The sequence below is a fragment of the Phenylobacterium sp. genome, from assembly GCF_036402295.1.
Classification (GTDB): Bacteria; Pseudomonadota; Alphaproteobacteria; order Caulobacterales; family Caulobacteraceae; genus Phenylobacterium.
The window spans coordinates 1-20412 of sequence record NZ_DASWTE010000005.1 but is presented as its reverse complement, the minus strand read 5'-3'; the positions used below and the strand labels follow the sequence as shown (position 1 = coordinate 20412).

General features: G+C 71.5%; 18 protein-coding genes. 9 read left to right on the top strand and 9 right to left on the bottom strand.

The annotated features are described in order from the left end of the window. Nucleotides 1-12: 12 nt before the first annotated feature. From VGD44_RS00315 to trxA, 7 genes are all read left to right on the top strand, one after another. Nucleotides 13-885 (top strand): 1-acyl-sn-glycerol-3-phosphate acyltransferase, encoded by an 873-nt coding sequence (locus tag VGD44_RS00315; protein ID WP_331082673.1) that lies wholly within the window; start codon nt 13-15, stop codon nt 883-885. Beyond that, nucleotides 882-1322 (top strand): tRNA (adenosine(37)-N6)-threonylcarbamoyltransferase complex ATPase subunit type 1 TsaE, encoded by a 441-nt coding sequence (tsaE, locus tag VGD44_RS00310; RefSeq protein WP_331082671.1) that lies wholly within the window; start codon nt 882-884, stop codon nt 1320-1322. The genes VGD44_RS00315 and tsaE overlap by 4 nt, the downstream gene beginning before the upstream one ends. Beyond that, nucleotides 1306-2400, top strand: coding sequence for an N-acetylmuramate/N-acetylglucosamine kinase AmgK (gene amgK, locus VGD44_RS00305; protein ID WP_331082669.1), 1095 nt, complete (start codon nt 1306-1308; stop codon nt 2398-2400). Before tsaE ends, amgK begins: the two co-directional genes overlap by 17 nt. After that, complete coding sequence (locus tag VGD44_RS00300) at nt 2397-3128, top strand: nucleotidyltransferase family protein (RefSeq protein ID WP_331082667.1); 732 nt, start codon at nt 2397-2399, stop codon at nt 3126-3128. Before amgK ends, VGD44_RS00300 begins: the two co-directional genes overlap by 4 nt. Further along, complete coding sequence (gene addB / locus VGD44_RS00295; protein ID WP_331082665.1) at nt 3125-6106, top strand: double-strand break repair protein AddB; 2982 nt, start codon at nt 3125-3127, stop codon at nt 6104-6106. Before VGD44_RS00300 ends, addB begins: the two co-directional genes overlap by 4 nt. Then, a complete protein-coding gene (gene addA / locus VGD44_RS00290; RefSeq protein ID WP_331082663.1) occupies nt 6103-9594 on the top strand; it encodes a double-strand break repair helicase AddA in 3492 nt (1163 codons plus the stop codon). The genes addB and addA overlap by 4 nt, the downstream gene beginning before the upstream one ends. A gap of 84 nt (nt 9595-9678) precedes the next feature. Next, nucleotides 9679-10008: a thioredoxin gene (gene trxA, locus VGD44_RS00285; protein WP_331082661.1), complete on the top strand. Its 330-nt coding sequence runs from the start codon at nt 9679-9681 to the stop codon at nt 10006-10008. A 146-nt stretch (nt 10009-10154) separates the two neighbouring features. On the opposite strand, the gene VGD44_RS00280 is transcribed toward trxA, so the two are convergent. The 8 genes from VGD44_RS00280 to VGD44_RS00245 all read right to left on the bottom strand — a co-directional run bounded on the left by VGD44_RS00280 (nt 10155) and on the right by VGD44_RS00245 (nt 18083). After that, nucleotides 10155-11441 carry a folylpolyglutamate synthase/dihydrofolate synthase family protein gene (locus tag VGD44_RS00280; protein ID WP_331082659.1) on the bottom strand — a complete coding sequence of 429 codons (1287 nt, stop codon included), beginning with the start codon at nt 11439-11441 and terminating at the stop codon, nt 10155-10157. 46 nt (nt 11442-11487) lie between these two features. Beyond that, nucleotides 11488-12408, bottom strand: a complete 921-nt coding sequence (gene accD, locus VGD44_RS00275) for an acetyl-CoA carboxylase, carboxyltransferase subunit beta (protein WP_331082657.1) — start codon at nt 12406-12408, stop codon at nt 11488-11490. Nucleotides 12409-12412: 4 nt separating this feature from the next. Next, nucleotides 12413-13240: a tryptophan synthase subunit alpha gene (trpA, locus tag VGD44_RS00270; protein WP_331082655.1), complete on the bottom strand. Its 828-nt coding sequence runs from the start codon at nt 13238-13240 to the stop codon at nt 12413-12415. Then, nucleotides 13237-14472, bottom strand: a complete 1236-nt coding sequence (gene trpB / locus VGD44_RS00265) for a tryptophan synthase subunit beta (protein WP_331082653.1) — start codon at nt 14470-14472, stop codon at nt 13237-13239. Before trpB ends, trpA begins: the two co-directional genes overlap by 4 nt. 18 nt (nt 14473-14490) lie before the next feature. Continuing rightward, on the bottom strand, nt 14491-15132 hold the full coding sequence (locus VGD44_RS00260; protein ID WP_331082651.1) for a phosphoribosylanthranilate isomerase: 642 nt from the start codon (nt 15130-15132) through the stop codon (nt 14491-14493). Between the two features lie 151 nt (nt 15133-15283). After that, nucleotides 15284-15691 carry a large-conductance mechanosensitive channel protein MscL gene (gene mscL, locus VGD44_RS00255; RefSeq protein ID WP_331082649.1) on the bottom strand — a complete coding sequence of 136 codons (408 nt, stop codon included), beginning with the start codon at nt 15689-15691 and terminating at the stop codon, nt 15284-15286. A gap of 30 nt (nt 15692-15721) precedes the next feature. Further along, a complete protein-coding gene (locus VGD44_RS00250; RefSeq protein WP_296596697.1) occupies nt 15722-16012 on the bottom strand; it encodes an integration host factor subunit beta in 291 nt (96 codons plus the stop codon). A 121-nt stretch (nt 16013-16133) separates the two neighbouring features. Then, a complete protein-coding gene (locus VGD44_RS00245; protein ID WP_331082647.1) occupies nt 16134-18083 on the bottom strand; it encodes a DUF3857 domain-containing protein in 1950 nt (649 codons plus the stop codon). A gap of 161 nt (nt 18084-18244) precedes the next feature. Between VGD44_RS00245 and VGD44_RS00240 the strand changes: the two genes are divergently transcribed. After that, nucleotides 18245-18634, top strand: a complete 390-nt coding sequence (locus VGD44_RS00240) for a DUF6152 family protein (RefSeq protein ID WP_331082645.1) — start codon at nt 18245-18247, stop codon at nt 18632-18634. After that, nucleotides 18631-19380: a hypothetical protein gene (locus VGD44_RS00235; protein ID WP_331082643.1), complete on the top strand. Its 750-nt coding sequence runs from the start codon at nt 18631-18633 to the stop codon at nt 19378-19380. Before VGD44_RS00240 ends, VGD44_RS00235 begins: the two co-directional genes overlap by 4 nt. Before the next feature lie 86 nt (nt 19381-19466). Here the strand turns inward: VGD44_RS00235 and VGD44_RS00230 are convergent. Then, on the bottom strand, nt 19467-20412 hold a 946-nt coding region (locus VGD44_RS00230), incomplete at its 5' end, for a S1 RNA-binding domain-containing protein (protein ID WP_331082640.1).

Genomic DNA, 20412 nt, shown 5'->3' with positions numbered 1-20412 from the left:
CATCTTCCTGCCATGACTCTGGCCACGCCGGCCGCCGCGCTCGCGAAGCCCGGCGGTCGTGACCACATCGTCGACGTGCTGATCGCCGAGCGGGCGCCGAAGCTCTCGGGCGGCCCGCTGTGGCCGCTGCTGCGCCCGCCGCTGTACGCGATCCTCGACTACGGCAAGGCGCGCCGGATGGCCGACGCGATCGGTCCGATGCCCGGTCGCGCGGCGCTGGACTACGTCTCGGAACTCCTGGCGCTGAAGGTCGCCGCGACCGGCCTGGACCGCCTGCCGGCCACGGGGCGCGTCGTGGCTGTGTGCAACCACCCGACCGGCATCGCCGACGGCGTGGCGGTGTTCGATGCGCTCAAGACCCTGCGTCCCGACGTCTGCTTCTACGCCAACGCCGACGCGCACCGCGTCGCGTCCCGGTTCGACGAGGTCCTGATCCCGGTGGAGTGGGTCGAGGCCAAGCGCACCCGCGAGAAGACCCGCGCCACGCTCCAGCTCACCCGCGAGGCGCTGGAGGCCGAGCGCTGCCTGGCGATCTTCCCCGCCGGCCGCCTGGCCCGCCGCGAGCCCGACGGGACCCTGGCGGACCCGGAGTGGATGTCGTCGGCGGTTTCCATCGCCCGGAAGTACGAGGCGCCGGTGGTTCCGATCCACGTGGCCGGGCCGTGGTCGGCGCTGTTCCACTTCTTCCACGGGGTCTCGACCGAACTGCGCGACATCACCCTGTTCCACGAGCTCCTGAACAAGCGCGGCCGCGCGTTCGCGCTCACGGTCGGCCATCCCATCCCGCCCGCGGCGCTGGAGGGCGATCCGGCCGAGGTGACCGCGCGGCTGAAGGCCCATGTGGAGCGCGGGCTCCCGGCCGACCCTGAGCGGCCCTTCGCATGAAGCTGCCGGACGAGGCGGCGACGGCGCGGCTGGGCCAGGCGGTGGCCGCGCGGCTGGAGCCCGGCGAGGCGGTGTGCCTGACGGGCCCGCTGGGCGCCGGCAAGTCGACGCTCGCACGCGCGCTGGTGCGGGCGCTGACCACGCCAGACGAGGAGGTGCCCAGCCCCACCTTCACGCTCGTGCAGTTCTACGAAGGTCCTCGCCTCGCCGTCGCCCATTTCGACCTCTATCGCCTGTCCGACCCCGACGAGGCCTACGAGATCGGCCTGGACGAGGCATTGGACAGCGGCGCGGCGGTGATCGAGTGGCCCGAGCGGCTGGAGGGCCGCCTGCCGCCGGACCGACTCGATATAGAGATCGCCCTCGCCGAAGATGGCGGGCGCACCGCGCGGCTCATCCCGCACGGCGCCTGGGAAGGACGTGGACTTGAGTTCTGAGCGCGAGGCCCTGAAGGCCGGGTTCCTGAAGGCCGCCGGTTTCGGCGACGCCCGCCGCGAATCCATGGGCGGCGACGCCTCCACGCGCCAGTACGAGCGGCTGCACCGGGCGGGCGCCACCTACATCTTCATGGACCAGCCGCCGTCGGTGGAGACCGCGCCGTGCCCGCCGGACGCGACGCCCGAGGAGCGGGCCAAACTCGGCTACAACGCGCTGGCCCGCCTCGCCGCGGGCCGGGTCGACGCCTTCGTCGCCACCGCCGGCTGGCTGCGCGCCCAGGGCCTGTCGGCGCCCGCCGTCCTCGCCGCCGAGCCTGCGAAGGGCCTGGCCGTGCTGGAGGACCTGGGCGACGACCTCTTCGCTCGCCTGATCGAGGCCGGCCAGGACGAGGCGCCGCTGTACGACGCCGCCATCTCGGCGCTGGCGAAGATCCACGATGCGCCTGTCACGGACATGCTGTCCTATGACGGCGTGACCTGGCCGTTCCTCACCTACGACGAAACCGCGCTCGCCACCGCCGACCGGCTGCTGGTCGAGTGGCTGCCGAAGCTGAAGTCGCAGTTGGCGTTCGGCGACGAAGCGCTGGCCGAGTGGGAGGCGATCTGGAGCCCGATCCGGGCCTATGGGGCCGCGAACGCCACCGTCTTCTGCCACCGAGACTACCACGCCGAGAACCTGCTCTGGCTGCCCGGTCGCGAAGGCCCGGCCCGCGTGGGCCTGATCGACTTCCAGGACGCCGTGCGCGCACATCCGGCCTGGGACATGTCGATGCTGCTGCACGACGCGCGGCGCCAGGTGACGCCGCAGCGGGAGACCGCCTGCCTGGAGGCCTACTTCGCGCTCCGCCCCCACGTGGACCGCGCCCGCTTCCTAGCTGGCTTCCACGCCCTGGGCGCGCTCAACATCTGCCGCATCCTGGGCATCTTCGCCCGCCTCACCACCCGGGACGGCAAGCCGCGCTATGCGACCCTGATGCCGCGCCTGTGGGGCTACCTCGACCGCTGCGTGGCCGACCCGGAGCTGACGGCGCTCAAGGGTTGGCTCGACCGCCACGTGCCTTCGGAGGCGCGCGCATGATCTCGGGACCCAAGACCGCCATGGTCCTGGCCGCGGGGCTCGGCACCCGCATGCGGCCGCTGACCGACCACCAGCCCAAGGCGTTGGTCCCGGTGGGCGGCAAGGCGCTGATCGACCATGTGCTGGACCGCCTGCGCGAGGCCGGCGTGGAGCGGGCCGTCGTCAACGTCCACCACATGGCCGACCGGATGGAGGCGCATCTGGCCGCCCGCCGCGACATGGAGGTGCTGATCTCGGACGAGCGGGCGGCCCTGCTCGATTCCGGCGGCGGCATCCGGCATGCCGCCGACAAGCTGGGTCGGGATCCCATCTATGTCGCCAACATCGACTCCCTCTGGATCGAGGGCGCGACGCCGGCGCTGGAGACCCTGAAGGCGGCTTGGGACCCGGCCGCCATGGATATCCTGCTGCTGCTTGTGAAGCGCGGGCAGGGGATCGGCTTCGAGGGCCCGCAGGGCTTCTTCCGCGACGAGGCCGGCCGGCTCAGCCACTCGACCGCGGCCGAGCCGCCGACGCCGTACGCCAACATGGGCATCGCCATCCTGAAGCCGCAGCTGTTGGACGATCAGCCGGCCGGCCCCTTCTCGATCATCCCAATCTGGCATCGGCTGCAGGCGGAAGGACGGCTGCACGGCGTGCCCATGGACGGTTTCTGGATGCACGTGGGCGATCCGGCCGCCCGCGACCTAGCCGAGGTCCGGCTGGCCGAGGAGGCGACTTCGTCGTGACCGCCTTCTTCGAGCAGCCGGGCGCGCGCTGGTTCAACATCCCGGCGCACCGGCCGTTCGCGGAAGACCTGGCCCAGGGCCTCTACGATGCGCTGGCGCCGCTCGGCCCCGAGGCGCTGGCCGACGCAGTCGTACTGACGCCTACGCGACGCGGCGCCCGGGCGCTGGCCGACGCCTTCATCAAGGCCAGCGGCGGCCGCGCTGTCCTGCCGCCACAGATGCGGCCCCTGGGCGACCTGGAGGCCGGCGAGCCGCCGTTCGAGCCGGGCGACCTGGTCCTCGACCTGCCGGCCGCGATCGACCCGCTGCGCCGCCGCTTCGAGTTGGTGCGTCTCGTCACCGAGTTGGCGGACGACGTCCCCGGCGGCGTGGGCAGCGCCGGGGTGGCGCTGGACCTGGCCGACGCTCTGGGCGGCTTCCTAGACGGCCTGCAGATCGAGGAGGTGGATGTCCGCGACGCCCTGGCCGACCTGGCGCCGGGCGAGCTCGCGGCGCACTGGGAGGTCTCGCGCAAGTTCCTCGACAAGGCGCTGGCGGCCTGGCCGGCGCGGCTCGCGGCGCTCGGTGTGGCGGACGTCAGCGAGCGGCGTGTGCGCCTGCTGCGGCGCCTCGCGCAGCTCTGGACCGACGCACCGCCGAAGGGGGTTCTGGTGGCCGCAGGCTCCACCGGCACCGCGCCCGCCACCCGCGCCCTGATGATCGCCATCGCCGCCGCGCCGAAGGGCGCCGTCGTCCTGCCGGGCCTGGACGTGAACCTGGCCGAGCGGGCGTGGCGCAAGGTGGACGTGCAGCACCCTCAGGGGGCGTTGCGGCGGCTGCTCGACACGGCGCGGGTGTCCCGCGAGGACGTCCAGACCTGGCCAGCCTCGACGGCGGAGACCGCCGCCCAGCGCTGGCGCCGCAGGGTCGTCAACGAGGCCCTGCGGCCGGCCGAGGAGACCGCCGACTGGCTGCACGTCATCGACGACCTGCGCAAGGAGGACGCCGACGCGGTCACCGCGGCGCTGCGCGGCCTGTCGCTGGTCAGCGCGCGCACCGAGGACGAGGCCGCAACTGTCGCCGCCCTGCTGCTGCGCGAGGCCCTGGAGACGCCGGAGCGCACGGCCGCCCTCGTCACCCCGGACCAGAAGCTCGCCCGGCGCGTCACCGCCAAGCTCGCCCGCTGGGGCGTGGTTCCGGACTCGTCAGCCGGCGAGAGCCTGGCCGGTTCGGCATGCGGCGCGCTGGCGGGCCTGGTCGCGCGGGCCGCCGTCGATCCGGTGGATCCGATCGCCCTGCTGGGGCTGCTCAAGCACCCGTTCTCCCGGCTCGGCGACGCGACGCAACTGGAACGCTACGCCCTTCGCGGCGCGCGCGCCCGCACCTGGGAGGAGCTCAAGGCGAAGCTGGCGGAGAAGGCGCCTGAGGCCCTGCCGCTGGCCGGGCGGATGCAGGCCATCGTCGAGGCCCTGGCCTGGACGGACGACGCCGACCCGCCCGCCGTCGCCACCCACCGGCTCGTCGTCGCCATGGAGGCGCTGGCGACCGGCGACGACGGCCGCACCGGCGACCTCTGGGCCGGCCACGCGGGCGAGGCCGTCTCGCGCTTGCTTTCGGGCCTGATGCGCGAAGGCCAGGACCTGCCGCTGGTCACGCCCCGCCAGTACGCCGACCTGCTGAGGCGACTGATGGAGGGCGAGACGGTGCGGGGCGGCGGCGCGACCCACCCGCGCCTGCGCATCCTGGGCGCCATCGAGGCCCGCCTGGTGCGCGCCGACCGCCTGGTCGTCGCCGGGCTGGAGGAGGGCGTCTGGCCGGCGTCGGCGCCCACCGACCCCTTCCTGTCGCGGCCGATGCGCGAGGCTCTGGGGCTGCCGTCGCCCGAGCGCCGCATCGGGCTCGCCGCCCACGACTTCGCCCAGGCGGTCTGCGCGCCCGAGGTGATCCTGCTGCACACCGAGCGGCGCGACGGCCAGCCGGCCGTGAAATCGCGGTGGCTCTGGCGGCTGGAGACCCTGGCCAAGGGCGCCGGCCTCACGATCCCCGGCCGCCCCGAGGCGCGGGCATGGGCCCAGGCGCTGGACGCGCCGGGACCCTATGATCCGGTGAAGCGCCCCTCGCCGAAGCCGCCTGTCGAGCACCGGCCGGACAAGCTGTTCGTGACCCGCGTCGAGACTCTCACCCGAGACCCCTACGCGGTCTGGGCGCGCGACATCCTGAAGCTGCGCGTCCTGGAGCGGCCGGACGAGGAGGTTGAGGCCCGCGCCCGCGGCACCGCCATCCACGCGGCCTTCGAGCGCTTCGTCACCGACTGGCCCGCGGCCCTGCCGCCCGACGCCGCGACGATCTTCCGTGGCCTCTACCTGGAGGAGCTGGAGAAGGCCGGCATGCCCCGCGACGCCCTCGCTCGCGAGACGGCGCTCGCCAAGGAGGCCGCCGAGTGGGTGGCCGAGCTGGAGGCGCAGCGCCGCGCCGACGGCCGCACGCTGCACGTGGAGCAGGAAGGCGAGATCACGCTGCCGATCGCCGGCCGCCCCTTCACGCTCGCCGCTAAGGCCGACCGCATCGAGGTCGGGCCCGACGGCCTGGGCCACGTGCTGGACTACAAGACCGGCCGCGCGCCCTCGAAGCGCATGGTGGAGACCGGCTTCTCGCCGCAGCTCACGCTCACGGCCGCAATCCTGGAGCGCGGCGGCTTCACCGACGTCGGCCGCGTGACGCCGGGCGACCTCACCTACCTGGAGATCACCGGCCGCCGCCCGGCCGGCCGCGAGGAGGTGCGCGCCGCGCCCTACGGCGACAACGAGAAGATCCTCAACACCCGCGAGGCCGTGGACACCGCCCTGGAGGGCCTGGAGCGGCTGATCACCCGCTACGCCGACCCGGCCCAGGGCTACACCTCGCGCACCGCCCCGCAGTTCGTGAAGCTGTACGTCTCCGACTACGACCACCTCGCCCGCGTCTTCGAATGGTCCACCAGCGGCGAGGACGACGAATGAGCGTCGTCGTCGACCTGTTCAGCCGCGAGCGGGACCCGCAGGAGGAGGCGGCCGACCCGACGCTCTCGGTGTTCGTCACCGCCAACGCCGGCTCGGGCAAGACCAAGACCCTGATCGACCGGGTGGCGCGGCTGCTGCTGGCCAAGGCTAAGCCCGAGACGATCCTCTGCGTCACCTACACAAAGGCGGCCGCCTCTGAGATGCAGCGGCGGCTCTACGACACGCTGGGCGGATGGTCGGTGGCCAGCGACGCCAAGCTGCGCGAGGACCTGGGGACGCTGCGCTCACGGGCGCCGGGCAGCTTCGACCGCCAGGATCTCTCGGAGGCGCGCAGCCTGTTCGCCGCCGCGCTCGAGACCCCGGGCGGGCTGAAGATCCAGACCATCCACGCCTTCTGCGAGAAGGTGCTGAAGCGGTTCCCGCTGGAGGCCGGCGTGCCGCCCGGCTTCCGGGTGATGGACGAACCGGCCGCCGCCGCCGTGGCCGCCGCCGCCCGCCGCAACGTCGCCCATCACGTCCTGAACGTGCCGGGCCCGCTGGCGGACGCCTACGGGCGGCTCGCCGTCTCGCTCGACTTCCGCCGCTTCCAGGCGATGTTCGCCGAGTTCGAGGCCCGCCGCGGGGCGCTGGCGGCGTTCTTCGACCGGGAAGGGGGCAAGGCCGGCGCCATCGACTGGGTGTGGCGCGCCGTCGACACGCCGCCCGGCACGGATCCAGAGGCCCTGGCCGCCGCGGCGATGGACCGCCTCGATCGCGCCACGTATCGAGCCGCCGCCGAGGCCCTGCGCCCCGGCGGCGTGACCGACGCCCGCCGCGCCGCCGCCCTCGCCGAACTGGCCGCCGCCGAGCATCCGTCGTTCGACGACGCGTGCGCCTTGTTCTTCACCAAGGAGGGCGAACCCGCCAAGTGGATCGGCTCGTCCAAGCGGTTGAGGGACGCCGGCGACGTCCAGGTGCTGCTGCTGGCCGAACAGAGCCGCCTCGACACCGTCCGCGAGCGCATGCGCGCAGCCCTGGTCGGCCGCGACAGCGTCGACGCGCTGGAGCTCGCCTACGCCTACCTACAGGCCTACCAGATCGAGAAGGACGCCTCGGGCGCGCTCGACTTCGCCGACCTCGTCGAGAAGACCGCCGCTCTCCTCAAGGACGATGCGGCCGCCTGGGTGCTCTACAAGCTGGACGGCGGGATCGACCACATCCTGCTGGACGAGGCGCAGGACACCGCGCCCGAGCAGTGGGACATCATCGACGCCCTGACCGACGACTTCTTCTCGGGCCACGGCCGGCGCGAGATCCAGCGTCTGGAGCGCGGGGTGTTCGTGGTCGGCGACCGCAAGCAGTCCATCTACTCGTTCCAGGGCGCCCGGCCCGAGCTGTTGGCCGACAAGTACGTCGAGTACCGCGACCGCGGGGCCGGGGCCGGCCATCGGGTGAAGCGCATCGACCTGCTCAAGTCCTGGCGTTCGACGCCGCAGGTGCTGGGCTTCGTCGACGCCGTGTTCACGCCTGCGCACCTCATCGAGGCCGTCCAGCCCGGCGATCCTGTCGCCCATGAGGTGGCCGCGCCGCGCCTCGCCCACGCCGGCTGTGTCGACGTCTGGGACATGGAGGTCGACCGCAAGGGCCAGGACCGCGGCGCCTGGGACCTGCCGCTGGACATCGAGGCCGAGGACAGCGCCAACAAGAAGCTGGCGCGTCGGATCGCCGCCGAGATCAAGGGCCTGATCGACCGCGGCGAGGGCGTCCACCACGAGAAGCCGCCGCACGCGCTGCGCCCGGCGACGCCGGGCGACGTGCTGATCCTGGTCCGGCGTCGTGGCGCGCTGTTCGAGGAGGTCCTGCGCGCGCTGAAGCATGCGGGGCTGCCGGTGGCGGGCGCCGACCGGCTCTCGCTCTCGACCCACATCATCTTCGACGACCTTCTGGCCCTGGCCCGCTTCGCCCTCTTCCCCGGCGACGACCTCACCCTGGCGGCGCTGCTGAAGAGCCCTTTCTGCGGCCTGGACGACGACAGCCTCTACGCCCTCGCCCACGGCCGGGACGGCCGGCTCTGGAGCACGCTTCGCCGCCGCGCCGACGAGCGGCCGGAATGGGCGCAGGCCGCCGCCTTCCTGCGCCTCGCCATCGACACCGCGCGGACGGCCCGGCCGTTCGAATTCTACGTGCGCACGATCGAGCACGTGGGCCTCGACGGCCGATCCATGCGCCAGCGCCTGCTCACCCGTCTGGGCGCCGAGGCGAAGGACGCGCTGGACGAGTTCCAGAACCAGGCGCTGGCCGCCGAGGACCGCGGCGCGCACGACCTGGAGAGCCTGGCCGACGAGCTGTCCGGGCTGGACATCGTCGTGAAGCGCGAGATGGAGGCCTCCCGCGACGAGGTGCGGGTGATGACGGCCCACGGCGCCAAGGGTCTCGAGGCCCCGATCGTCTTCCTGCCCGAGACCAACCTCGCCGCCGCCCAGCGCGGCTCCCCGCTGCTGCGCGTGGACCGCGGGAACGAGGGCGTGGGCTTCCTGTGGTGCGCCCGCTCGGCCCAGGACTGCCCGCCCACCTCCGCCGCCCGCAAGCTGCGCGCCGACAGGGAGGAGGCCGAGGCCTACCGCCTGCTCTATGTGGCGCTCACCCGTGCCCGCGACCGCCTGGTGCTCTGCGGCCGCCGCGCCGAGCGCACCGATCCCGACAAGCTGCGCGGCTGGTGGGGGGCCGTGCGCGACGCGATCACCGACGCCGGTCTCGCCGACCGGGTCCGCGAGCTGGAGGACGCCGGCGGCAAGTTCCGGCGCTTCGGCCCGGACCCGAAACGCGCGCCGGCCAAGGCCGCCAATGTTGCGGCGCCCATCGAGCTGCCGGCCTGGGGCCGCGCCATCGCTGCGCCAGAAGCGTTCGCCCGCTACGCCTCGCCGTCCGACCTGGGCGAGGGCGCGGTGGCCGCCGCCCCGTCGCCGCTGGCCGAAGCCGCGGGCCTGGGCCGCTTCCGCCGCGGCGACATCGTCCACCGGCTGCTGCAGCTCCTGCCCGACCTGCCGCCGTCCGAGCGGGCCGCCGGTGCTATGGGCTTGCTGTCGCGCGAAGCCGACCTCACCGACGCCCAGCGCGCCGAGATGGCCGCCGCGGCGCTCTCGGTGCTGGAGGACGCCCGCTTCGCCGAGGTGTTCGGCCCGGGCTCGCGGGCCGAGGTGGCGGTGGCCGGGACGGCCACGGCGTTGCCCGCAGGCCTGCGCATCTCCGGCCGCATCGACCGGCTGGTGGTGCTGCCCGACCGCGTGCTGGTGGTGGATTTCAAGACCAACCGCCCCTCGCCCGACCGCATCGAGGACGCCGACCCCGCCTATTTGCGCCAGATGGCGCTATACGCCGCCGTGCTCAGCGACATCTTCCCGGGCCGCCGCATCGAGGCCGCCATCGTCTGGACCGACGGCCCGAAGCTGATGCCGGCGCCAGAAAACCTGTGGGTCCAGACCCTTGCCGACCTCCGCCGTGACGGTTGATACAAGCTCAGGGCCCGCCTACATGCGCGGATCAAGAAGCGCGGACCGGCGTTGCCGTGAGATCCGCGCGCTAGGAGTTATTCGATGAGCACCGTGAAGGTCACCGACGACACCTTCCAGTCCGACGTCCTGCAATCCGAGACGCCCGTCCTCGTGGACTTCTGGGCGGAGTGGTGCGGCCCGTGCAAGCAGATCGCGCCGGCGCTGGAGCAGCTCGCGGCCGAACTGCAGGGCAAGGTGACGATCGCCAAGCTCGACATCGAGCAGAGCCCGACCACCCCCTCGCGCTACGGCGTGCGCGGCATCCCCACCATGATGCTGTTCAAGGGCGGCCAGATGGCCTCGATGAAGGTCGGCGCCATGCCCAAGCAGAAGATCCTGGAGTGGCTCACCGAAGCGGGCGTGGCGGCGTAGTTTCCCTCCCTTGATGGGGAGGGACAGCTCGCCGGCAGGCGAGCAGGGTGAGGGAGTGTGGATCACACTCCCACGCCCAGTTCTGACCCCCACTGCCTCACCCTGACCGCTTCGCGGTCTGTCCCTCCCCATCAAGGGAGGGAAAGCTAGGTCGGCCAGGTGTCCGGGCTCATCGCCAGGACTTCGCCGGCGAAGTGCAGGCCGCCGCAGATGAGGACGTGGGGGGCGGGGCCGTCCACTTCCAGCGCCCGCGCCACGCCGTCCTGAACGTTGGCGGAGGTCTCGGGCGAGAGGCCTACCTTGGCCGCAGCCTCCACCAGCTCCTCCGCGCTCGCGGCGATCGGCGAATCGAACGTGGTGGCGATCACCCGCGGCCGCATCTCGGCGAAGGGACGGAAGAAGCCCTCGGCGTCCTTCCGCGCGAACATCCCCGTCACCAGCACCAGGGGCCGCGGGTCGCGGTCGACGATGCGGCTCGCGGCCTCGGCGAGCGCGCGGCCGGCGTGCGGGTTGTGGCCGCCGTCCAGCCAGAGGTCGGCCCCGCGCGCCTTCGCGAGCTCCGCCAGCGGCCCGGCCGTCAGCCGCTGCATGCGCGCCGGCCAGACAGTGGAGGTGACGCCGCAGCCCAGCACCTCGTCGGACAGCTCGCGATCCAGGGTCAGCGCCGCCGCCACGGCCAGGCCGGCGTTGGCGAACTGGTAGCCGCCGAACAGGCTGGGCGCCGGCAGATCCAGCAACCGGTCGGGCATCTGCACCAGGAGCCGCCCGCGCTCCTCCCAGGCGTCGAAGTCGCGGCCCATCAGCAGCATGGGGGCCATGCGATCGTCGGCCTCGCGCTCGATCATCTCCAGCGCCCCGTCGGGCTGGCGCGCGACGACCACCGGGCGGCCGGTCTTGATGATCCCCGCCTTCTCCCACGCGATCTTGGGCAGGCCCGGCCCCAGCATCTCCAGGTGGTCGTAGTCCACCGGCGTGATCACGCTGACCGCCGGGGCCTCGAAGACGTTGGTGGCGTCGAACCGACCCCCTAAGCCCACCTCTACGATGCAGACGTCGGCCGGGGTCTCGGCGAAGGCGAGGAACGCCAGCACGGTGGTTATCTCGAAGAAGCTGATCGGCTCTGCGCCGTTGGCCGCCTCGACCCGCTCGGTCAGCGCCAGCAGTTGCTCGTCGGTGATCAGATGGCCCGCCAGCCGGATCCGCTCGGCGAACCGCACCAGGTGCGGCGAAGTCAGGGCGTGCGCCCTGAGGCCCGCGGCCTCGGCGATGGCGCGCAGGAAGGCCACCGTCGAGCCCTTGCCGTTGGTGCCGGCCACATGGATCACCGGCGGCAGCCGCAGGTCGGGCCGCCCCAGGGCCGCCAGCAGCCGCTCCACGCGGCCGGTGGAGAGGTCGATCAGCGTCGGATGGTTGGCGCGCAGCCGCTGGATCACCGCGTCCGAAGCGCGGATCGGGTCGTGACCGGGGTCAGTCGCTAAGCTAGGCGGCGGAGGAAAGGCGCTCACGCCCCATCATAAGGGTCTTCAGGATCGATCCCAGCTTTTCCGGGATGTCCGCCCGCTTCACCACCTGGTCGACCATGCCGTGCTCGACCAGGAACTCCGAGCGCTGGAAGCCCGGCGGCAGCGTCTCGCGGATGGTCTGCTCGATGACGCGGCGGCCCGAGAAGCCGATGGTGGCGTTGGGCTCGGCCAGGTGGACGTCGCCCAGCATGGCGTACGACGCCGTCACGCCGCCGGTGGTCGGGTCGGTGAACACCACCACATAGGGCAGGCCCGCCGACTTCACCTCGTTCAGCGCCAGCGTGGTCCGCGCCATCTGCATCAGCGAGAGGGTGCCTTCCTGCATGCGCGCGCCGCCCGAGGCGGTGAAGATCACCAGCGGGACCTCCCGCTTCACGGCTTCCTTGGCGGCCTTCACGAAGGTCTCGCCCGCGGCAATGCCCAGCGAACCGCCCATGAAGGTGAAGTCCTGCACGATCACCACGACCGGCTGGCCGGCGACCTTGCCGAACGCGATCGCCATGGAGTCCTGCTCGCCGGTGGCCTTGCGGGCGGCCTTCAGGCGCTCGGGGTAGCCCTTGTCGTCCGGGAAGCCCAGGGGGTCTTCCACGACGATCGGCGTCGCGATGCGTTCGAACTTGCCGTCGTCGAAGGTGTACTCCAGCCGCAGCTTCGAGCCGATCCGCATGTGGTTGCCCGAGGGCGTGACCCACATGGCGGCCTCGAGGTCGGGCCGATAGAGCATCTCGCCGGTGTCCGGGTCCTTGACCCAGAGGTTCTCCGGCGTGTCCTTCTTGGTGAGGCCCCGGACGCCAGGCGCGATCCGGGAGAGCCAGCCGCGGCGGCGCTCGGCGGGCGCACGCCCGGGCTTTTCGTTTCGCTGTTCAGCCATCGCCATGGTTTCAGACCGGGACCCGCCGCGCGAAGCGCACAGCCTTAGCAAGGGAATCCACTTTGGAAAGAACTCGCCCGGTCACGTCTTCGTTCAAATCCACTGCTTCCGCCACTTCATCCACAAGCGCGGAACCGACCACAACGGCGTCGGCAACCTGCGCTATAGCCGAGGCGCGCTCGGGTGTCTTGATCCCGAAGCCCACTGCGACCGGAAGTCCCGACGCCTTGCGGACCCGCTCCACGTGCGGCGCCACGGCCTGGGCGTCGGCTTCCTTAACCCCGGTCACGCCGGCCACCGAGACATAGTAGACGAAGCCCGATGTGCGGCGGACCACCACCGGCAGGCGCTTGTCGTCCGTGGTGGGCGTCGCCAGCCGGATGAGCGAGACGTCGTTGGCGTCCAGGGCGTCGGCCAGTTCGTCGGCCTCCTCCGGGGGCAGGTCAACGATGATCATGCCATCCACGCCGGCCTGGGCGGCGTCGCGGGCGAACGCCTCGTAGCCCCAGGTCACCAGCGGGTTGGTGTAGCCCATCAGGATGATCGGCGTGGTCTGGTCGGTCTCGCGGAAGGCGCGGATGGCCTCCAGCGTCGCCCTCAGCGTCATGCCCTTGGCCAACGCCCGTTGCGCGGCGCGCTGGATCGGCGGGCCCTCGGCCATCGGGTCGGAGAAGGGGAAGCCCACCTCGATCAGGTCGGCGCCCGCCGCCGGCAGGCCCTTCAGGATCGCGAGCGCGGTGGCCGCGTCCGGGTCGCCGGCCATCACATAGGGCACGAAGGCCGCACGGCCCTCCGCCCTCAGCGCGGCGAAGCGCTTCTCGATACGCGACTTGCTCAAATCTGCCGTCCCAGGTGCGCCGCGACCGTGTCGACGTCCTTGTCGCCGCGGCCCGACAGGTTCAGCACCACCACGCCGCCCTTGCCGACGTCGCGGGCGATCTCGCCGACGCGGGCGATGGCGTGGGCGGACTCGATGGCCGGCAGGATGCCTTCCAGCTTCGAGAGCAGCATGTAGGCGTCCAGCGACTCGGCGTCGGTGGCGGTGAGGTAGGTGGCCCGGCCCACGTCATGGAGCCACGAGTGTTCCGGCCCGATCCCCGGATAGTCCAGGCCGGCGGAGATCGAGTGCGCCTCGGTGATCTGGCCGTCGCGGTCCTGCAGCAGGTAGGTCATGTTGCCGTGCAGGACGCCCGGGCGGCCGCCGTTGATGGCCGCGGCGTGCCGGTCGGTGTCCATGCCGGCGCCCGCCGCCTCGACGCCGATCAGTTGCACGCCCTCGTCGTTCAGGAAGGTATGGAAGATGCCGATGGCGTTCGAGCCGCCGCCCACGCAGGCTACCACCGCGTCGGGAAGCCGGCCCTCGGCCTCCATCACCTGCTCGCGCACTTCGCGGCCGATGATCGCCTGGAAGTCGCGGACCATCTCCGGATAGGGATGCATCCCGGCGGCGGTGCCGATCAGGTAGTAGGTGTCGTGGACGTTGGTGACCCAGTCGCGCAGGGCCTCGTTCATGGCGTCCTTGAGGGTCGCCGAGCCGCTCGTCACCGGCCGCACCTCGGCGCCCAGCAGATTCATGCGGAAGACGTTGGGCTTCTGCCGCTCGACATCGACGGCGCCCATGTAGACCACGCAGGGCAGACCGAAGCGGGCGCAGACCGTGGCGGTGGCCACGCCGTGCTGGCCGGCGCCCGTCTCGGCGATGATCCGCGTCTTGCCCATCCGCATGGCCAGCAGGATCTGGCCCATACAGTTGTTGATCTTGTGCGAGCCGGTGTGATTCAGCTCCTCGCGCTTCAGGTAGATCTTCGCCCCGCCGAAGTGCTCGGTCAGCCGGCTGGCGAAATAGAGCGGCGAGGGACGGCCGACGTAGTGGGTCAGGAAGCCGCTGAGCTCGGCCTGGAACGCCGGATCGACCTTGGCCGAAGCCCAGGCGGCGCTCAGGTCGTGCACCAGCGGCATCAGCGTTTCGGGCACGTACTGGCCGCCGTAGTCGCCGAAGCGCCCGCGCGCGTCGGGATAGGCAGTGTAGTCGTTGGGGCGAGCCGGGTGCTCTTTCGAAGGCGCGTTCATGGTCGGCGTCGGTCGATCTCAGGCGCGGCGAACAGCGTCGAGGAACGCCGTGATCAAGGCCGGGTCCTTTAGTCCGGGACCGCGCTCCACGCCAGAGGAAACGTCGACCAGCGGGGCTTTGGATGCGGCGATGGCGCCGGCCACGTTCCACGGATCGAGCCCCCCGGCGAGGAACCACGGCCGCTGGAAGCGCCGGCCTTCCAGCAGGGCCCAGTCGAAGGGGGCGCCGAGGCCGCCGGGCCGGTCGGCGTCCTTCGGGGCCTTGGCGTCGAACATCAGGTGCTCGACCAGCGGCTCGTATGACGCCGCGGGGGCGAGGTCGGAAGCCTCGGAGACCGACAGCACCTTGACGATCCCGCGGCCCGTCCGTTGCGCCACCTCGCGGACCCGGTTGGGCGTCTCCTTGCCGTGCAGCTGGATGAGGTCGGGCGAGAGGCCGGTCACGATGGCGTCCAGCTCGGCGTCGGTGGGGTCGACCGTCACGGCCACGATCTTCACGCCCTTCGCCCGCGCCGGCGGGGCCAGCCGGCCGGCCGCGTCGGGCGCGATGTTGCGCGGGCTCTTCGGGAAGAACATGAAGCCCAGATACGCCGCGCCGCCGTCCACGGCCGCACGCACCGCCTCAGGCGTGGAAATCCCGCAGATCTTCGTCTTGGCCATCTCCCTCCCTTAATGGGGAGGGACAGGCCGCGAAAGCGGCCAGGGTGGGAAGGGTGGGGCAAAATGCCGAGGTGGAGTGAGGATCGATCCTTCCCCCGTCTCCCCCGGACCTGGTCCGGGGTCACCGCCCTCTCCACGAGGGGGAGGGAAATTACCGCGCCTTCAACAGGTCCCTGATCTCCATCAGCAGCGCCTCCTGCGGGGGCGGCGCGGCCGGGACGTCGGCGGGGGGCGGGGCACGGCGCATGGCGTTCACGGCCTTGACGATCAGGAACACCACCCAGGCGACGATCAGGAACTTGATGCCGGCGTTGATCAGGGCGCCGTAGTGGATCGCCACCAGCTCGCTGGCCGCGGTCGCCGGGTCGTCGGGCTTCAGCACCACCGCCAGCTTGGCGAAATCGACGCCCGAGGTAAGCAGGCCGATCGGCGGCATCACCACCTGGTCGACCAGCACCTTGACGATGTCGTTGAACGCCGCGCCGATGATCACGCCGACCGCGAGATCGACGACGTTGCCGCGCGCGATGAACTCACGGAATTCCGAGAAGACGCCCATGACCCCTCCAAATCAGAGGGCCAGGCGGTTCTAGCCCTCGTCGTCGGCGTTGAGCCGCTCGCGCAGCTCCTTGCCGCTCTTGAAGAAGGGGACGTGTTTGGCGCGCACGTCAACCGGCTCGCCAGTTCGGGGGTTGCGGCCGGCGCGGGCGTCGCGCGAACGGACTGACAGGGCGCCGAAACCGCGCAGCTCGACGCGGCCGCCGTCCTCCAGGGCCTCGATCATTCGTTCGAGAATCACACCGACCACGCGCTCGATATCCCGCTGCGTGAGGTGCGGGTTCTCCTCCGCAAGTTTCGCGATCAGTTCGGACTTGATCATAGACGCCCCTTGAACCGGCGCGACCATAGGAGGAAGCAACCGCTTGGATCAAGGCGCAAAAAGGGTTTCCGGCCGCTTACGGCCGCGCTTGCTCGACAAGCGGCGTCCACAACCCAGGGCTTCAGAGGGGCGCCCGGATCAGGCTGTCCTCGGCGGCGATCCGGCGCATGGTCCGTGTGGCCGCCTCGGCGTCGGCGGCCGAGATCTCGGGCCTGAGCGAGCGCATGTCGGTGGTGAACCGCGCGACCCCGGCTTCGAGGCTCGAGGCCCTGACCAGCTCCATGCCGCCAACCGTCTCCTGGCCCGACGGTCCCCGCACGGTGAAGCCCTTGCCGCCGGCCGGCAGGACCACCTCGGTGGTGGCGCGGATGTAGAAGGGGAAGGGCACGGCGTAGGGGGCGTCGCGGTTCGGCCCCGGCTCGCGGCGCGGGAAGCCCGGCGGCTGGTTGTTCGCGTTCGCGACCCGGTACTCGCGCATGCCCAGGTCGGGGTTCTTGCGCCAGTCGAGGTCGGCGGTCCCGTTCAGGCGGATCATGAAGGCGTCGTTCTGGGCATCGTCCTGCCACTCCACGCGCTCGACCTCGATCCAGCTCATGCCGGCCGACATCTGCTGGCGGAAGGTGCGTTCCAGGTCGGTGCGCGGGGTCACCGCCACCATGCGGCGCATGGCGTTGGCCGCGTCGCCGGTCAGCCGCGTGCTCATGGTGACGCCGGCCCGCGTGTCCAGGCCCTTCGACGCGTCGAACCGCAGCTTCGACTCGATCTGCGGCGCCTCGAGCGGCGGCACGACGATCCGCTCCAGGTCGGCGCCGGCCGTGCGGACGGGCAGGGCCCAGCGGTGGGGCGGCGGCCGGAGCGCCTCCAGCCCGCTGCGGTCGCCCGTGCGGGTGCCGTCCAGCCAGTAGACCTTGCCGTCCACCGTCGCGCGTACGATCACGTGGTTGAAGGCGGCCAGCGACGGCAGCCGTTCGTCCATCCCGTCGCCGGCGCCCAGGCTGACCAGGGCGGGCTCGGCCTCGACGTTCAGCTCCTTCAGGATCGCCAGCAAGAGCGCGGTCTTGCCCTTGCAGTCGCCGAACTTGCGCTGCCAGGTCTCGTCGGCCTGGGCCGGCACATAGCCGCCGTCGCCGATGCCGATGAAGAAGTAGCGGGTCTTCTCCTCCACCAGCCGCAGCGCCTCGAAGGCGCGCACCTTGGGATCGGCGCTCCTGTCGGCGATCGCCTTGATCTCGGCGCGCAGGTCCGAGGCCGGGTCGATGGTGGCCGCCTTCGCGTAGAGCGGCGCCATGATCCGCGAGATCTCGTTCCAGCTCTCGAAGCTGGACGTCTCCATGAAGCCCAGCCGCCGGAACCGCGGCGGCGCGCCGATCGGCGGCTTCGGCGCCTGGGCGTTCGCCGCGTCCAGCTCGACGATGGTCCAGCCGTCGGCCTCGGTCTTCTTCGGCTCGCCGAAGCCCTCGGTGGTTCGGTAGCGCACCGGCGTGCCCGTCGGCCACGACAGGCGCGCGCGATAGCGGCTCGCCACGCCCGGGAAGGCCAAGCCCTCCAGGTCATAGCTGCGGGCGCCGGCGACGGGGTCGCGACCCGAATGGCTCCAGGACGCGTCCAGGATGTCGCCCACCTGCAGGCCCTCGATTTGCTGGGTGGCGCTCATCCGGCCGTCCAGCATCGCCCGCTCCAGGTCCTGCTCGCGGCGCAGGACCAGCATCTTCTTGCCCTTGCCCAGGAGGTCGATGGTCTTGCCGTCGCGGATGATCCGCAGGCTGTGGATGGTGACCTGTTCGTCGGCCGGGTCCCAGGTCACCCCGAAGGTGGTGAGCGAGGGCAACCCCTCGGCCTTCAGCACCTTGCGGACGCGGCGGTTGTAGTAGGCGTCGCCTGCGGGCGTCAGCCGGCTCTGGTTGTCGTCCAGCAGCGTCTGCACGGCCGGCGCGCCCTCGGCGGGCGGCGCGGGCGGGACCTCGGCCACCTGCACCCACTTGGGCGGCGGCCCGAAGACAGGCTTGGGCGCGGCGAACGCCGGCGCGGCGAACAGGACGACGGCGAGGGAGACGGTGGCGAAACGCAGCACTGGCAGGGCGATCCTTCGAAGCGTGCGCTACGATAGATCGCGGACCCGAAAACGGAAACGGCGGACGGAGGATGACGCCTCGACGTTGACTCGTCTCCGGTGCGGGCGGACGCTTCCCGACGGTTGGAACCGAGGGCTCAGGGAAGCCACCGGCCATGAGGATGACCCGTCGTTCCTGGATGCTGTCCGCCGCGGCCGCCGCGACGGTTCCGGCCGTGGCGAAGGCCCACCACTCGTACGCCATGTTCGATCAGACCCGGATCCTGTCCGTCCAGGCGGTGATCGCCAAGGTCGAGTGGGTGAACCCGCACGCCTTCATCTGGGGCTATGTGGCGAAGCCCGGCGGCGGACATGACCTGTATGCCTTCGAGACCGATCCGGTCAGCCGCCTCGCCGCCGAGGGCTGGACCAAGAACAGCCTCCCGCCGGGCGAGAAGGTGACGATCGAATACGCGCCGTTGCGGGACGGCCGTCCGGGCGGGTCCCTGTTCCGGGCGAGGCGTCCCAACGGGACCGTGCTCGAGACCCGGGCCTCGCGGGGGCGCCAATGAAGCGGTTTGCCGCGGGGCTCGCGATGGTCGCGGTCTTCGCGGCCGCCACGGCGACCGACGCCCAGGAGCGCCGCGACGCGCCGGCCGCCTGGAGCGGGTTCTGGCTTCCCACGCCGGCCTATGTGCCGATGGGCTTCGGCTTCCCGCCGCCGCCGCTCAAGCCCGAGGCCAAGGCGCAGCTCGACGCGGCGCGGGCGAAAATCAGAGCCGGGGCCGTGCCGGACTACTGCCGGCCCCTGAAGTTCGTCGGCTACAGCTGGGGCAATACGTCGGAGATAGAGCTACTGGTCACCCCGGGCCGGCTGACGTTGATCGCTGACGATGGGCTGGTCCGGCGGATCTACCTCGCCGCCGTCGATGTTCCCATGGACCCGCCCGCGACCAATACCGGGCTCTCCATCGGCCGCTGGGCGGGCGACACCCTGGTGGTCGAGACGACCGGCCTGAACCCCTCGGCGGGTTTTCCCTTTCCGCTTCCGGGCGCGCCGGCGCTGGGCGAGGGCGCGCGGATCGTGGAACGCATCCGGCTCGCCGACAAGGACACGCTGGTCTTCGACGTGGAGACGACGGCCCCGGCCATCCTCGCCGCGCCCGACGTCAAGCGCTTCGTCTACAAGCGCGCCGCCAAGGACATCGCCTACGCGACGCCGCTCTGTGTGGACGGCGATCGGAGCGTCGACGCCGAAGGCCGCCAGCGGTTCGACCTGACGCCGCCCAAGGACCTGCCCCCGCCGCCGCCAGGCTGAGTCCAACGAAAAGGGCTCCCGCCTTTCGAGCGGAAGCCCCTCGTCTGCTTCCCGGTAGCGCCCCCGAGGGAGCCGCTACACGGTCGCTATTCCTTCTGGGCCTTCTCGCGGAGAGCCGCGCCCAGGATGTCGCCCAGCGAGGCGCCGGAGTCCGAGGACCCGAACTTCTCGATGGCTTCCTTCTCCTCGACCATCTCGAGCGCCTTGATCGACAGCGAGATGCGGCGGGCCGGCTTGTCCACGTTGGTGACCTGGGCGTCGAGACGGTCGCCGACGGCGAAACGCTCGGGGCGCTGGTCGGCGCGGTCGCGGGAGAGGTCCGACTTGCGGATGAACGCCGTCATCGGGGCTTCGTCGTCGCCGAACTTCACCTCGATGCCGCCCGAGGTGACCTCGGTGACGGTCGCGGTGACGGTCTGGCCCTTGCGGAAGGTGTCGCCCTGCAGCGGGTCGCCCGACAGTTGCTTGATGCCGAGCGAGATACGCTCCTTCTCGACGTCGACGTCCAGGACGCGGGCCTTCACGGTCTCGCCCTTCTGGTACTTGGCGATGGCTTCTTCACCCGAAGCCGACCAGTCGAGGTCGGACAGGTGCACCATGCCGTCGATGTCGTTCTCGAGGCCGATGAACAGGCCGAACTCGGTGGCGTTCTTGACTTCGCCCTCGACGACCGTGCCGATCGGATGGGCCGCCACGAAGGCTTCCCACGGATTGGCCAGGGCCTGCTTGAGGCCCAGCGAGACGCGGCGCTTGGACGGATCGACGTCCAGCACGACCACATCCACTTCCTGGCTGGTGGAGACGATCTTGCCGGGGTGGACGTTCTTCTTGGTCCACGACATTTCCGACACGTGCACCAGGCCCTCGACGCCGGCTTCCAGCTCCACGAAGGCGCCGTAGTCGGTGATGTTGGTGATGCGGCCGGTGAACTTCGCGCCCACCGGGTACTTGGCTTCCACGCCGTCCCACGGGTCGGACTGGAGCTGCTTCATGCCGAGCGAGATGCGCTGGGTGTCCGGGTTGATCTTGACG